Here is a 14,675-nt window from a genome sequence, read left to right as displayed (position 1 = left end):
TTTTGAAGAGGCTTTAATTATTGATCAATAATATCTGTGCCTTTTGGTGGCGTAAAGTTAAAGACAGATGCTGGAATTGAAGCATTTACTTTCACGTTCTTAAAGCGCACATAAGTAGTCTGACCTAATGAGTCTTGTAACACCATAAGCGTAGGTGCTTTATTTGCTCCAAAACTAATTGTTAAGCTTTGGAAAGCACCATCTTCTTTTTTAGGGAATAATGTGAAATAAAGTTTTGATTTATCGGGTTGCGTTACACGATAAGATTTCATGATTTGATTGGTATTACCAGAAAGTAATAATGCTGGTGTATCTGCAACCTGATCATCTAAGCTTTGGCGGACCGCTTGTTGTAAATCTGGATCATAGATCCAAACTGTTTTTCCGCTCGTTACAATAGTTTGTTTAGCAGGACTTACTGTTTCCCAATAAAATTTCCCCGGACGCTCAACTTTCATTGAGCCTTTAAATGTCTGGTTCATATGCTGTGCACTTAAACTCTTTTTCTGTGCCACAGTTTTTGTATTGGCTTTAGTTGTTTGTTCAAAGTCGGCAGTCAAACGCTGTAAACCTGATAACTGATTAACCAGGTTCCCAATTGCCTGTTGCTCCGGTGCTGCTACAGGCGCAGCAAACACTGTAGTACTCATTACAGGAGCAAGCACTGACGCGCTGAGTGTAATAGCACACATAGTTTTACGAAGCATATTCATGTCATCACCTTTTTAGTTGCTGTAAGACAACTTGCCATCTTCCAAAGTTATGAAACTTAGCAAGCTCTTAATTCAAGACTCATATTAACCGACAAACTCTGTGCTAATCATTGAGAAAATAAGATATTTTGTTATGTTATTCATGTTGTTTGTAGAATTTCATTCATCATGATGAAGATACACTAGATTAAATTCCATAAAAAAAGCCCACAAAATGTGGGCTTTTTTTTTGAAGCTAAAACTTATACAGTTTCAACTTTTACGTAGCGACGGCCAAATTGACCTTTCACTTCGAATTTTACTACGCCGTCAGCAGTAGCAAATAAAGTATGGTCACGGCCCATACCAACATTTGCACCAGCGTGGAACTCAGTACCACGTTGACGAACGATGATGTTACCAGCAGTTACAGCTTGACCGCCGTAAACTTTAACACCTAACATTTTTGGGTTTGAATCACGACCGTTCTTCGTCGATCCACCGGCTTTTTTAGTTGCCATGTCTCTTACTCCTCGTGATTAGCCTGAAATACCAGTAATTTTCAACTCAGTGAACCATTGACGGTGACCTTGTTGTTTACGGTAGTGTTTACGACGACGCATTTTGATAATGCGGATTTTGTCGTGACGACCATGGCCAACCACTTCTGCAGTTACTTTAGCGCCAGCTACAACTGGAGCACCGATTTGAATGCTGTCACCGTTTACAACCATTAATACATCATCAAATGTAATAGTCGCACCAGATTCAGCTTTCAATAATTCAACTTTAAGGGTTTCACCCTCAACTACACGGTGCTGTTTACCACCGCTTTGGATTACTGCGTACATAATGTACTCCAATTAGCCCGTGTCGTCGTGCCGATAAGGGATATATCGATCTTAAAACGCTCGCCACTGGGGTTATATAAGGCGACAGATTTTAAGTGAAATTTGATCAAACGACAAGTATTTTCTATTTATCAGTGACTCCTATTCCCCTCTTTTTACAAAAACAACAGACAGCTTAGATTGGAATTTAGCAGTTTTCATTGATTCTGAATGAAAATTAAAATACAGTTCCAGACACAAATTGCGACAAGAACAAGTTGTATTAATGCTGATGTCATTAAATTTATTGTTTTGCCGGAAATACCATGTTTTGCTTAAATAAAGAACAAAGAACGCATAAAGACAATAGAAATGATTAATATCAGCCACTTGTTCACCTGTGCAACACACCTTTAATTGTTACACTAACGCCACTTATCTACCAGTACGGGGTTTTTCTTCATATGGTCATCGATTTCAAGCAAGACATTCTTGCGCCTGTTGCCTCAGACTTTGCTGCGATGGATCACTTGATTAATGAAGGAATTAGCTCAAAAGTCGGTTTAGTCATGTCTGTCAGCAAACATGTGGTTGAAGCTGGCGGAAAGCGTATGCGTCCGATTATGTGTTTACTGGCGGCTCGCGCTTGTGGTTTAGACAACATGCAAAATGCACAACGTCTAGCTGCAATCATTGAAATGTTGCATACCGCGACATTGGTTCATGATGATGTGGTAGATGAATCTGGTCTTCGTCGTGGCCGTCCTACTGCCAACGCAACTTGGAATAACCAAACTGCTGTGTTAGTGGGTGATTTCCTTATTGCTCGCGCTTTTGACCTATTGGTTGATTTAAACAACATGACTTTATTGAAAGACTTTTCAACAGGTACATGTGAAATTGCTGAAGGTGAAGTATTACAACTTCAATCGCAACACCAACCAGATACAACAGAAGAAACTTATTTAAAAATTATTCACGGTAAAACGTCTCGCCTGTTTGAGTTGGCTACAGAAGGCGCTGCTATTTTGGCTGGACAAGAAGCGTATCGTGAACCATTAAGATTGTTTGCCGGTCATTTTGGTAATGCATTCCAAATTATTGATGATATTTTAGACTACACTTCAGATGCTGAAACATTAGGTAAAAATATTGGTGATGATTTAATGGAAGGTAAGCCAACTTTACCGTTAATTTCTGCATTAGCACACTCAACAGGTGAAGAGCATGCGATTATTCGTCGCAGCATTGCAACTGGTGGAGTGGACCAATTATCTCAGGTCATAGAAATTGTACAGAAGTCTGGTGCTTTAGATTATTGTCACCAACGTGCCCAAGAAGAAACAGAAGCAGCACTGCAAGCTTTATCAAACCTACCTGATACACCGTATCGTCAGGCTTTGATTAACTTAACTCAGCTTGCGTTACATCGAATACAATAGATATTATTTTGCCTATGCATATAAATTTTTCAGATCTTTTTTTAAAAATACAGAAACAGCTTGAGGATTCTCAAGCTGTCATTGACGAAAATCTACTTATTGAGTTAGTCAATGCTATTCGTCCATCCGATCCTCAAAATACGGATGAGATAAAGCAAAAAATACAGGCTTTCATTGAAAGCCTATTACGCACACCTACAGCACCCTTCCTGCTACAAACTTTTTTATTACGTCTAATTAATCGCTATAAACAAGTCAGCTTATATGCTGATAGCGGAATTTTGTCTTTAGATGGTTTCTGGAACCAGCTAGGACAAAGACTCGGAGCACATTTTTTACCGTTAATCGAAGATGCAAGCCAACTCAAAATATTAATTGGTAGAATTTTCTATTTAGAAAGTGACAAAATTTGGCTCAATAATATTGATGAGGAAGATTGGGCAAATCTATTTGGTCTTATTGGACAAAGCCAAAGTAATGTAGATGAAAAGCTTGTCATTCAAAGTGAAATGATTAAAGCGATTACCGTTTTATCTTATCGAATTAGTGGAATTGGTCTTTACCCCGAATTTATTAATGCTCAACCGGAATTAACTGAATATGAATCACCATTTTTAGTTCAAAACCGTGAAATTGTTGAGTTTATCGAGAAGTACAAAAAACAAGAACTTTTTGAACATGAAATTGCGGTGACTTCCCCTCCGGATGCATCACAAGCATTTGTTATGTTGGAACAGTGTCGGGATGTGGTTTTAAAAATTCGCCGTGCTACCAAAAGAATTGGGGTCAGCTTAAGTTTGACTTACTTATTGTCATTACTTGAGCAGTGCCTCGATCGAATTGAATTACTGCTTTATTTGGTTGTAGATAACACTAAAGGAAAATATGTCTCTTTAGGACATCTGATTTCCGATTTAACCAAGGCGCACTATAGTGAAAAAAGTGTTCGCTCTTTATTAAGTACAACAAGTGAACTTATTGCTTTTCAAGTAACTGAAAATGCCAGCCGAACAGGTGAACATTATGTAAGTACTGATACCAAAGGCTTTTGGGGCATGTATAAAGCTGCTGCTGGAGCGGGTGTCATTATTGCCTGTATGGCATCTTTAAAAATTCTTGCAGCAAGAATGACAATGGCTCCGCTAATGCAGGCCTTTACTTTCAGTATGAATTATTCTCTAGGATTCATTCTGATTCATGTACTGCATTTCACAGTTGCAACCAAACAACCTGCAATGACAGCTGCGGCCCTCGCAGCCACTGTGCAACAGCGTAAAGGCTCTAAAACAGCTCAAATTGCAGAGTTAGCAGCCCTGATTATTAATATTATTCGAACACAATTCATTGCTATTTTAGGCAATATTTCAATTGCGATTCCTACTGCTGCACTCATTACATTTGCTTGGCAGTTCTATCTTGATGAGCCCTTGTTAACTCATACTAAAGCAACGTATTTGTTGCACAGCTTAAACCCCTTCACTTCATTAGCAGTTCCACATGCAGCGATTGCCGGAGTGTGTTTGTTTTTGTCGGGTCTCATTGCTGGATACTTCGATAACCTAGCTGTTTACCGAAAAGTCGGTCCACGCCTAAGAGCACATCGTCGCTTAGCCAACTGGTTTGGGCAAGATCGCCTCAACCGTTTTGCTGAATATATTGAGCGCAATTTAGGAGCATTAGCGGGTAACTTCTTATTCGGGATTATGTTAGGAAGCATGGGGACCATAGGGTTTATTTTAGGTTTACCTTTAGATATCCGTCATATTGCCTTTGCTTCGGCCAACTTTATTCAAGGTTTAATGACCATTAACGGCAGTCCAGACATCGGACTGATTATCGTATCCTTTCTAGGCGTGTTATGTATTGGTCTCACTAACTTATTCGTTAGTTTCACTTTAACGATTATTGTGGCTCTACGTGCACGTCGTGTTCGCTTCGAACAATGGAAACCTTTAGCCAAACTCGTTATGACCCACTTTCTGACTCGTCCAAGTGATTTTTTCTGGCCCCCGAAACAGCCGCTAGAACTTGAAGAAAATACGACTACAAATAATGGAAAAAAGATAGAACATTAAAAATTTTGCTTTGTACACAAAATGTGAATTCCGTCAATTTTGTTGTGATTGTTTTTCCAAATGTTAAAAATTTTTCAAAATGAATTTACGATGATCTATCAGGCTTGAAAAAAAGTGTACTGGCAAGTACACTTTTAACGGCTTTCAGTAGTGGACACTGCTTGAATAAGCAAAGGTATTTATATGCCCTATTTGTTGCTTTTTATTGGTTGTATTTTTTTAGGATTAGGTGTTCTTGGTCTTTTTGTACCAAGACTTCAGTCTTTGGATCTTCTCAGCGTTCAAATATTGAGTGAATATCGTTCAGAATATCTTAACTCTATTACGATCTTCCTAGCACGGATAGGCGGTATGCCTTTTGTACTTTTTTTATCCTTTCTGGTGTGTATATATCAGGCATGGTATAAAAAATATATTACTGTTATTTTCATTAGCGCGGGAGTTCTTGGCAGTATCACCATGGGTTGGCTGCTCAAGTGGTGTGTTGATCGCCCAAGACCCCCGCAGGTATATCATATTGTCGAAAGTTACGGTGCATCGTTCCCAAGTGCACACAGTGTTTATGCATCAACACTGGCTTGTCTGGCAATGATAATGTTATGCCATAAGCCCAACATTAACTCTCCTTATATCATTTTGATTTCTTGCCTTTGGTTTATCTGCATGGGGCTTTCAAGAATATATGCTGGAGTTCATTTTCCAACAGATGTACTCGCCGGTTGGGGCATAGGTTTTATTTGGATTGCACTGCTTTGGCTCTGGTTATTACAAACACAAAGTAGGTTAAGTAAAAAACAAATATATTTTTAGATTTTATCTAACGAGGTGGAACAATGATGTCGGCTAAGCTTTGGGCTCCTGCCCTTACTGCTTGCGCATTAGCAACAAGTATCGCACTTGTTGGTTGTGGCAAAGGCTCCGATGAGAAACAGCAAGCTGCTGCTGCTCAGAAAATGCCGCCTGCTGAGGTAGGTGTTATTGTTGCTCAACCACAAAGTGTTGAACAAAGCGTTGAGCTTTCTGGCCGTACTTCAGCATATCAAATTTCTGAAGTTCGTCCTCAAACAAGTGGTGTAATTTTAAAACGCTTGTTTGCTGAAGGAAGTTATGTACGTGAAGGTCAGGCTCTTTATGAACTGGACTCTCGAACAAACCGTGCAACGCTTGAAAATGCAAAAGCATCTCTTTTACAACAACAGGCAAATCTAGCTTCACTACGTACCAAGCTAAACCGTTATAAGCAACTTGTTTCGAGTAATGCTGTATCTAAACAAGAATATGACGACTTACTTGGTCAGGTTAATGTTGCTGAAGCACAAGTTTCTGCTGCGAAAGCTCAAGTAACGAATGCAAATGTAGATCTTGGTTATTCTACAATCCGCTCACCAATTTCTGGTCAATCTGGACGTTCTTCTGTAACAGCTGGTGCTTTAGTTACAGCAAACCAAACTGATCCTTTAGTGACGATTCAACAGTTAGATCCAATCTATGTTGATATTAACCAGTCTAGTGCCGAGTTATTACGTTTACGCCAACAACTCAGCAAAGGCAGTTTAAACAACAGTAACAACACGAAAGTGAAGTTGAAGCTTGAAGATGGTTCGACTTATCCAATCGAAGGACAACTTGCTTTCTCTGATGCTTCTGTAAATCAGGATACAGGAACGATTACTTTACGTGCCGTATTCTCGAACCCGAACCATCTGTTACTTCCGGGTATGTACACAACTGCGCAGATTGTTCAAGGTGTAGTTCCAAATGCTTATCTGATTCCTCAAGCCGCAATTACGCGTTTACCGACAGGTCAAGCTGTAGCAATGCTTGTTAATGCTAAAGGCGCTGTTGAGAGTCGTCCTGTTGAAACCTCTGGTGTTCAAGGACAAAACTGGATTGTGACTAATGGTCTCAAAGCTGGTGAAAAAGTGATTGTTGATGGTGTTGCCAAAGTTAAAGAAGGGCAAGAAGTGTCAGCAAAACCTTACCAAGCTCAACCAGCGAATCCTCAAGGTGCAGCTCCAAATGCTACAAAACCGGCTCAATCAGGTAAACCTCAAGCAGAACAGAAAGCATCTAATGCATAAGGGGTAGATTGAATGGCACAATTTTTTATTCATCGCCCCATTTTTGCGTGGGTGATTGCATTAGTCATTATGTTGGCGGGTATTCTCACGCTAACTAAAATGCCTATTGCACAGTATCCGACGATTGCACCACCGACAGTTACAATTGCTGCAACTTATCCTGGTGCATCGGCTGAGACTGTTGAAAATACTGTAACCCAGATCATTGAACAACAAATGAATGGTCTAGATGGTTTACGTTATATTTCATCTAACAGTGCGGGTAACGGTCAAGCTTCTATTCAATTAAACTTTGAACAAGGTATTGATCCGGATATTGCACAGGTTCAGGTTCAAAACAAACTACAATCTGCAACTGCTCTTTTGCCTGAAGACGTTCAACGCCAAGGTGTGACGGTTACTAAATCTGGTGCAAGCTTCTTGCAAGTTATTGCATTCTATTCACCAGACAATACCCTGTCAGACTCAGACATTAAAGATTACGTAAACTCGTCAATTAAAGAACCACTTAGCCGTGTTGCTGGTGTTGGTGAGGTACAAGTCTTTGGTGGTTCATACGCAATGCGTATCTGGCTCGACCCTGCAAAACTTACCAACTATCAGTTAACACCAAGTGATATTGCGACTGCTTTACAAGCGCAAAACTCACAAGTTGCTGTAGGTCAGTTAGGTGGTGCACCAGCGGTTCAAGGTCAAGTGCTTAACGCAACAGTAAATGCGCAAAGCTTGTTACAAACACCTGAACAATTTAAAAATATCTTCTTAAAGAACACAGCATCAGGTGCTGAAGTTCGTTTAAAAGATGTTGCACGTGTAGAGTTAGGTTCTGATAACTACCAGTTCGATTCGAAGTTTAATGGTAAACCTGCTGGCGGTCTCGCAATTAAAATTGCAACTGGTGCGAACGCACTTGACACCGCTGACGCTGTTGAACACCGTTTAGCAGAATTACGTAAGAACTATCCAACAGGCCTTGCAGATAAACTGGCTTATGACACTACTCCATTTATTCGTCTTTCAATTGAAAGTGTTGTACACACATTAATTGAAGCGGTAATTTTAGTGTTCATTGTTATGTTCTTGTTCTTGCAGAACTGGCGTGCAACGATTATTCCAACACTTGCTGTACCTGTTGTTGTATTAGGTACATTTGCTGTTATTAATATCTTTGGTTTCTCAATTAACACCTTAACCATGTTCGCTATGGTATTGGCAATTGGTCTTCTGGTCGATGACGCCATTGTTGTAGTGGAAAACGTTGAGCGTGTGATGAGTGAAGAGCATACCGATCCGGTCACGGCAACTTCACGATCAATGCAACAGATTTCTGGTGCGTTAATTGGTATCACAAGCGTATTGACAGCGGTATTCGTACCAATGGCATTCTTTGGTGGTACAACAGGTGTAATTTACCGTCAATTCTCGATTACCCTTGTAACAGCAATGGTTCTATCGTTAATTGTAGCGTTAACTTTCACCCCTGCACTTTGTGCAACCATTTTAAAACAGCATGATCCTAACAAAGAACCAAGCAATAATATTTTTGCTCGTTTCTTCAGAGGATTTAACAACGGTTTTGACCGCATGTCGCATAGCTACCAAAATGGTGTTAGCCGCATGCTTAAAGGCAAAATCTTCTCTGGCGTACTTTACGCTGTAGTGATTGGCCTACTAGTGTTCTTGTTCCAAAAACTCCCATCTTCATTCTTACCAGAAGAAGATCAGGGTGTGGTCATGACACTTGTTCAATTACCACCAAACGCAACGCTTGACCGTACAGGTAAAGTGATTGACACCATGACAAACTTCTTCATGAATGAAAAAGATACTGTGGAATCTATTTTCACCGTTTCGGGCTTCTCATTCACGGGTGTTGGTCAAAATGCTGGTATTGGCTTCGTTAAGTTGAAAGACTGGAGTGAACGTACTTCACCAGAATCTCAAATCGGTGCGTTAATTCAGCGCGGTATGGCATTAAATATGATCGTCAAAGACGCATCTTACATTATGCCATTACAGCTTCCTGCAATGCCTGAACTCGGTGTAACAGCTGGATTTAACTTGCAACTTAAAGATTCAAGTGGTCAAGGTCATGAGAAACTTATTGCAGCACGTAATACGATCTTAGGTTTGGCTTCACAAGATAAACGTCTTGTAGGGGTACGTCCTAATGGTCAAGAAGATACACCTCAGTATCAAATTAACGTAGATCAGGCTCAAGCTGGTGCTATGGGCGTTAGCATTGCTGACATTAACAACACTATGCGTATTGCATGGGGTGGCTCATACATTAACGACTTCGTTGACCGTGGTCGTGTGAAAAAAGTTTATGTTCAAGGTGATTCGGATAGCCGTATGATGCCTGAAGACTTAAACAAGTGGTATGTACGTAATAGCAAAGGCGAAATGGTACCGTTCTCTGCATTTGCTACAGGCAAATGGACATATGGTTCTCCTCGTCTTGAACGTTATAACGGCGTATCATCGGTTAACATTCAAGGTACACCTGCACCTGGCGTGAGCTCTGGTGACTCTATGAAAGCCATGGAAGAAATTATTGCTAAGTTACCATCTATGGGCTTACAAGGTTTCGACTATGAATGGACAGGTTTATCACTTGAAGAACGTGAGTCTGGTGCTCAAGCTCCATTCTTATATGCGCTTTCATTGTTAATCGTTTTCCTTTGCTTAGCTGCATTATATGAAAGCTGGTCTATTCCGTTCTCGGTTTTACTTGTAGTACCACTTGGTATTATTGGTGCAATCGTATTGACTTACTTGGGTATGATTATTAAAGGAGATCCAAATCTCTCAAATAACATTTACTTCCAAGTAGCAATGATCGCGGTCATTGGTCTTTCTGCAAAAAATGCGATCTTGATTGTTGAGTTCGCAAAAGAGTTGCAGGAAAAAGGTGAAGACCTACTTGAGGCAACTTTACATGCTTCAAAAATGCGTTTACGTCCAATTATCATGACTACCCTTGCCTTCGGTTTCGGTGTACTTCCACTTGCCCTTTCAACAGGTGCTGGTGCAGGAAGTCAGCACTCAGTCGGTTTCGGTGTACTCGGTGGCGTACTCAGTGCAACGTTCTTAGGTATCTTCTTTATCCCTGTATTCTATGTGTGGATTCGTAGTATCTTTAAGTACAAACCAAAAACCATAAACACTCAGGAGCATAAATCGTGATGCAAAAAGTATGGTCTATTTCAGGTCGTAGCATTGCGGTATCTGCACTTGCGCTTGCTTTGTCAGCTTGTCAAAGCATGCGCGGCCCAGAACCAGTCGTGAAAACCGATATTCCAGAAAGCTATGCATATAACAGCGCTTCTGGTACGTCTATTGCTGAACAGGGTTACAAACAGTTCTTTAGCGATCCTCGTTTGCTCGGAGTGATTGATTTGGCGCTTGCCAACAACCGCGACTTACGTACAGCAACGCTCAATATTGAACGTGCCCAACAGCAATATCGAATTACGCAAAACAACCAGCTTCCAACAATCGGAGCAAGTGGTAGTGCAATTCGTCAGGTTTCTCAAAGCCGTGATCCGAATAACCCCTACTCTACTTATCAAGTAGGTTTGGGTGTAACTGCCTATGAACTCGATTTTTGGGGCCGTGTACGTAGCTTAAAAGATGCTGCACTAGATAGTTATCTTTCAACGCAAAGTGCACGTGATTCGACTCAAATCAGTCTGATCAGCCAAGTTGCTCAAGCATGGTTAAACTATTCTTTCGCAACTGCGAATTTAAGACTTGCAGAGCAAACGCTTAAAGCACAACAAGACTCTTACAATCTCAACAAAAAACGTTTTGATGTGGGCATCGACAGTGAAGTTCCACTACGTCAAGCACAGATTTCTGTAGAAACTGCGCGTAATGATGTAGCGAACTACAAAACACAGATTGCTCAAGCACAAAACTTGTTGAACTTGTTAGTGGGCCAATCGGTTCCACAAAACTTGTTGCCAAACCAACCTGTAAAACGCATTACTCAACAAAATGTATATACAGCTGGTTTACCGAGTGACTTGCTTAACAACCGTCCAGATGTAAAAGCTGCTGAATATAACTTAAGCGCTGCTGGTGCGAATATTGGTGCTGCAAAAGCACGTTTATTCCCAACAATTAGCTTAACGGGTTCTGCTGGTTATGCATCAACTGACTTAAGTGATCTATTTAAGTCTGGTGGTTTTGTTTGGTCAATTGGTCCAAGCTTAGACTTACCAATCTTTGACTGGGGTACACGTAAAGCCAATGTGAAAATTTCTGAAACCGATCAGAAAATTGCATTGTCTGATTATGAAAAATCAGTTCAGTCTGCGTTCCGCGAAGTTAATGATGCGCTTGCAACTCGTGCCAATATTGGTGAGCGTTTAACAGCTCAACAACGTCTAGTAGAAGCAACTAACCGCAACTACACACTGTCAAATGCCCGCTTCCGTGCTGGTATTGACAGTTACTTGACAGTTCTTGATGCACAGCGTTCATCTTATTCAGCAGAACAAGGTTTATTGTTGCTTCAACAAGCTAACTTAAATAACCAAATCGAGTTATATAAAACTCTAGGCGGTGGTTTAAAAGCAAATACTTCAGATACAGTGGTTAATCAACCATCAAGTGCTGAACTTAAAAAGCAATAAGTTTTAAATAACTTAATTTATAAAAGCTCACTTCGGTGGGCTTTTTTATTGCATCTGATGTGAATATTTTTTATCTTGAAACTTTAAGAATTTAGATTGATAAAAAACAATGTTACTGAGTAATTTAGAAAGTGTTCCGGGCCACCAGATTGTAAAGCAACTTGATGTTGTTTATGGAAGTACCGTCCGTAGTAAGCATGTTGGCCGTGATTTGATGGCAAGTTTAAAAAATATTGTAGGTGGTGAACTTACAGGCTATACCGAATTATTAGAAGAATCCCGCCAAGAAGCCATGGATCGCATGATTGCCAAAGCTCAGCAACTTGGTGCGAATGCAATTGTTGGTATTCGGTTTTCAACTTCAAATATTGCTCAAGGTGCTTCTGAATTATTCGTATATGGTACGGCTGTGGTTGTTCAACCTCAAGCGCCCCATCTACCAGATCCATTTAGTGCATAGGTAGAAAATGGACAATCTTATTTTTCAGCTTGTTATTTTTCTGATTCTTTTCAGTATTGGTTGGGGTTTTGGCCGCCATATTGAACAAAAACATTTGAAAGAACTTCAAGAAAAAGAACAGCAATTTGCCCATATCAGAATTGATACCAATCGTTTTGCAACGAGTGATCAGCTAGGTCATTTGATTAGTAGTAATGTCGTGATTTCTCATGACTACTTTAAATACGTATTGGCATCCATTAAGAATGTTTTGGGCGGAAGACTCACCAGTTATGAGAGTGTAGTTGAGCGTGCTCGCCGTGAAGCTATTGTTCGCTTAAAACAACAAGCCCATACCGCAGGAGCTAACCATATTATGGGAGTTCGGCTGAGTACAACCGAACTTGGTATGCAGGGAGGAATGGTCGAAGTATTTGCATACGGTACAGCAGTAAAAGACTAGCACTGCCCCATAGCAGAAAAATGAATGCGCGGATTGCCAATATTTTTAGTCAAGTGTTGGCAAATTCCGGTAATTTTCCAACTCTCTTGTTGTTTTGCCAAAGTAAAATAATAACGACCAAATGAATGAAAATAATCATTTTCCGAAAAACGATAAATTTGATAATTACATTCTAACCATGCTTGATCTTGTTCAATACGGATAAGTGGGTTACTTAAGTTATGCTGTAGCCGTAAATGCGATAAAGCTTGTTGCCGAGAACCTTTATATTCATGACAAGACACGACACATAAAGGCTCTCCCCTAAACTGGAAATAGTCCACCTCAAGTTGATCTGCCAATAACTCATCAAAAGCATCCCAATTTTTCTGGTCAAAGACCAATTGAAAACGCGTAATGACGTCTAAAATACGGTGATAATCATGCTCCATGGTGAACCTTCTATGCGGGTTTTTCCATCAATTTAGCACGGCGAAATCACTTTTTTATTTTACTTTTGTTTTCCGAATCATTTTATAAAGAAGTTTTGGTGACATCCGAGAAACCATCACACCCAGTTTTTCTTTAGCTCCACCAACAACAATATATTCTTGACCCTGCATTAATGCTTTTACGGATTGCTCTGCAAATACATCTGCCTCTAAACCATTCTCGATAGCCTCATCTTGATGACCTTGAGGTTGCCCAGCACCATTTAGCGCATTGAAAGAAACGTTAGTTTTTACAAAGCCTGGGAAAATAACTGAAACCTCAACACCTTGATCGGAGACTTCAGCACGTAAACTATTTGCCCACATGTGAATTGCCGCTTTAGCAGCAGAGTAGCTTGCACGGTACTGAGTCCCTAATAAACCCGCTACACTCGACACAAATACAACTCGGCCAGACTTTTGTTTTAGCATGGTCGGCAGCACAGTTTTGGTTAATGCCACTTGAGAGAAATAGTCGACTTCCATAATGGCCCGTTCGGTTGCCATTGTCGTATCTTTAATTAAAGCACGTTGGCTTAAACCTGCATTATTGATGAGCCAGTCAATTCGCCCTTTCGCTTTTAAAATCTGCTTATAAGCTTCGTTTACTTGTTTTTCATCAGTAATATCGGCAACCACTGACACATGACGGTCAGCGTTTAATAAGCCAACCCGAACTTCTTCTAATTCTTCAAAACGACGCGAGGTCAAAATCACTTCGGCCCCTTGCAAAGCCAACTCACCGGCTAAGGCCTTACCCAGACCAGAAGATGCTCCCGTAATCCATACCACTTTATTTTGCAAAGTATCAAGTTTGGCCATGCTTTATGTTCCTATTATCTTTTTAAATTATGCTGCTTGATGCATGAAGGCCAAAAAGTGGTTGATATAATGAGTGGCTGTGGTCTGATCGACCTGTGTACCTAACTTTTCCAAACGTTTATAGCCCAAATGCGTCGTCATGTTGATTACTCCGTTAAGAGTTTTATCGACAACTAAATTAAATTTTAAACGCTTTTTAGGCTCACGTACTAGGCTTGTTACGCCTAAATCTACAATTTGTATTAATGTTTCAAAAGCTGCCGCTATACTTTGCATATTACCGTCACGAATTTGCTGCGTAAGGTTTTGAGCTTGTTGTACGAGCTGCAGGGTAACTGGGTAGGTAATATAAACTTGTTGCCCCTGTTCTTTCATCAGAGATGTCATGTAATCGACTAAAGGCAAAAGACGCTCATTTCCAAAAAATGAAACTGACCATGGCATATATTTTCGAAAAGTCTCTAAAACCTGCTGAACCACTTTTTCAGACTCAGCTTGTTGTTTTGGAGACATGGTTGCATTTCCTGACTGTAAAAGCACAGAAAAAACCTGCTCAATAATTTCACAAGAAAGATCAGAGAGTACATCGCCTAAAGGCTTTGCCTGACTTTGACTTATCCCATCATGCAGTTTCTGTCGAATGGTCTCGAATTGGGTATAAGTTGAATCGGAAATTTTCAAAAAAACTTCATAACTCATGAGCAACATCCTTTTTCAA

Annotated in this window: 14 protein-coding genes; 8 read left to right on the top strand and 6 right to left on the bottom strand. The window is 40.2% G+C overall.

The window, feature by feature from the left end:
* Positions 1-17 precede the first annotated feature (17 nt).
* The 3 genes from lolA to rplU form a co-directional block, all read right to left on the bottom strand.
* On the bottom strand, positions 18-713 hold the full coding sequence (gene lolA, locus AOLE_RS03690; RefSeq protein WP_005310008.1) for an outer membrane lipoprotein chaperone LolA: 696 nt from the start codon (positions 711-713) through the stop codon (positions 18-20).
* A gap of 242 nt (positions 714-955) precedes the next feature.
* Positions 956-1,213, bottom strand: coding sequence for a 50S ribosomal protein L27 (gene rpmA / locus AOLE_RS03685; protein WP_002116037.1), 258 nt, complete (start codon positions 1,211-1,213; stop codon positions 956-958).
* An 18-nt stretch (positions 1,214-1,231) separates the two neighbouring features.
* Positions 1,232-1,543, bottom strand: a complete 312-nt coding sequence (gene rplU / locus AOLE_RS03680; RefSeq protein ID WP_004639133.1) for a 50S ribosomal protein L21 — start codon at positions 1,541-1,543, stop codon at positions 1,232-1,234.
* Between the two features lie 443 nt (positions 1,544-1,986).
* Here rplU and sdsA point away from each other — a divergent pair, with 443 nt between their 5' ends.
* The 8 genes from sdsA to AOLE_RS03640 all read left to right on the top strand — a co-directional run bounded on the left by sdsA (position 1,987) and on the right by AOLE_RS03640 (position 12,665).
* Positions 1,987-2,964, top strand: coding sequence for an All-trans-nonaprenyl-diphosphate synthase (sdsA, locus tag AOLE_RS03675; protein ID WP_005310003.1), 978 nt, complete (start codon positions 1,987-1,989; stop codon positions 2,962-2,964).
* Positions 2,965-2,978: 14 nt separating this feature from the next.
* Positions 2,979-5,039, top strand: coding sequence for a site-specific recombinase (locus AOLE_RS03670; protein ID WP_013196967.1), 2,061 nt, complete (start codon positions 2,979-2,981; stop codon positions 5,037-5,039).
* Between the two features lie 183 nt (positions 5,040-5,222).
* Positions 5,223-5,849, top strand: a complete 627-nt coding sequence (locus AOLE_RS03665; protein WP_013196966.1) for a phosphatase PAP2 family protein — start codon at positions 5,223-5,225, stop codon at positions 5,847-5,849.
* A gap of 23 nt (positions 5,850-5,872) precedes the next feature.
* Positions 5,873-7,120, top strand: a complete 1,248-nt coding sequence (gene adeI / locus AOLE_RS03660) for a multidrug efflux RND transporter periplasmic adaptor subunit AdeI (protein WP_004789373.1) — start codon at positions 5,873-5,875, stop codon at positions 7,118-7,120.
* A 12-nt stretch (positions 7,121-7,132) separates the two neighbouring features.
* Positions 7,133-10,309 (top strand): multidrug efflux RND transporter permease subunit AdeJ, encoded by a 3,177-nt coding sequence (gene adeJ, locus AOLE_RS03655; RefSeq protein ID WP_013196964.1) that lies wholly within the window; start codon positions 7,133-7,135, stop codon positions 10,307-10,309.
* Entirely contained in the window at positions 10,309-11,763 is a 1,455-nt protein-coding gene (gene adeK, locus AOLE_RS03650) for a multidrug efflux RND transporter outer membrane channel subunit AdeK (RefSeq protein WP_005309989.1), read from the top strand. The genes adeJ and adeK overlap by 1 nt, the downstream gene beginning before the upstream one ends.
* Before the next feature lie 109 nt (positions 11,764-11,872).
* Positions 11,873-12,223: a YbjQ family protein gene (locus tag AOLE_RS03645; protein WP_004789368.1), complete on the top strand. Its 351-nt coding sequence runs from the start codon at positions 11,873-11,875 to the stop codon at positions 12,221-12,223.
* Positions 12,224-12,230: 7 nt separating this feature from the next.
* Complete coding sequence (locus tag AOLE_RS03640; protein ID WP_005309986.1) at positions 12,231-12,665, top strand: YbjQ family protein; 435 nt, start codon at positions 12,231-12,233, stop codon at positions 12,663-12,665.
* Here AOLE_RS03640 and AOLE_RS03635 read toward each other — a convergent pair.
* Genes AOLE_RS03635 through AOLE_RS03625 form a run of 3 tightly spaced genes read right to left on the bottom strand, consistent with a single transcriptional unit; the run spans position 12,662 to position 14,656 of the window.
* Positions 12,662-13,096, bottom strand: a complete 435-nt coding sequence (locus AOLE_RS03635) for a nuclear transport factor 2 family protein (protein ID WP_013196963.1) — start codon at positions 13,094-13,096, stop codon at positions 12,662-12,664. The two genes, AOLE_RS03640 and AOLE_RS03635, sit on opposite strands and share 4 nt — an antisense overlap.
* A gap of 54 nt (positions 13,097-13,150) precedes the next feature.
* Positions 13,151-13,957, bottom strand: coding sequence for an SDR family NAD(P)-dependent oxidoreductase (locus AOLE_RS03630; RefSeq protein ID WP_013196962.1), 807 nt, complete (start codon positions 13,955-13,957; stop codon positions 13,151-13,153).
* A gap of 27 nt (positions 13,958-13,984) precedes the next feature.
* Positions 13,985-14,656, bottom strand: coding sequence for a hypothetical protein (locus AOLE_RS03625; protein ID WP_013196961.1), 672 nt, complete (start codon positions 14,654-14,656; stop codon positions 13,985-13,987).
* Positions 14,657-14,675 lie beyond the last annotated feature (19 nt).

The organism is Acinetobacter oleivorans DR1, from assembly GCF_000196795.1.
GTDB lineage: Bacteria > Pseudomonadota > Gammaproteobacteria > Pseudomonadales > Moraxellaceae > Acinetobacter > Acinetobacter oleivorans.
Note: the sequence above shows the minus strand (reverse complement) of the source record. Positions and strands in the feature narration are given on the sequence as shown.